Genomic DNA, 460 nt, shown 5'->3' with positions numbered 1-460 from the left:
GCCTTATGGCATCGCGGCCAGCGGCGTCGCCGGCGCGGCGCTCGATTTATAGGCGGCCTCGACCAGCGCCATGGTGTGCCAGGCGTCCTCGACGGAACTCACCAGCTCAGCATCTTCGCCGGAGGCGAAGCGCTGGACATTGGCCATGCGGCCGACAAAGGCATCGGGAAACCATTCGCCGGCGAGCGGCACGGTGACCCACTCCGACCCGCCTTTCGGCTGGATTTCCAGAATGTCCGGCTCGCCGCGCGGGTAATCGAGATTGAGGCCGAGCTTGACATAGGCCGCGCCCTCGGTGCCGCAGATGCGAAACTCGCAGGCCTGGTGGCGGCGGCCGAATTTGTGGTCGTGGTTGATCGAGAGCGCGCAGCGCACCGTGTCGCCGTAGTCGAGGATGGCGCTGGTGCGGGTCTGCGCGACCTTGTGGTTGGGATGGCCGAGCGTCTTGGCGTGCACGCCC

Annotated in this window: 1 pseudogene; it reads right to left on the bottom strand. The window is 67.2% G+C overall.

What is annotated here, in order from left to right:
* Nucleotides 1-3: 3 nt before the first annotated feature.
* Nucleotides 4-460 (bottom strand): annotated as a pseudogene (locus tag EN742_RS37325) (gfo/Idh/MocA family oxidoreductase); the annotation flags it as partial.

The organism is Mesorhizobium sp. M4A.F.Ca.ET.020.02.1.1, assembly GCF_004022645.1.
Taxonomy (GTDB): domain Bacteria; phylum Pseudomonadota; class Alphaproteobacteria; order Rhizobiales; family Rhizobiaceae; genus Mesorhizobium.
This window is presented reverse-complemented; position numbering and strand designations above follow the sequence as displayed.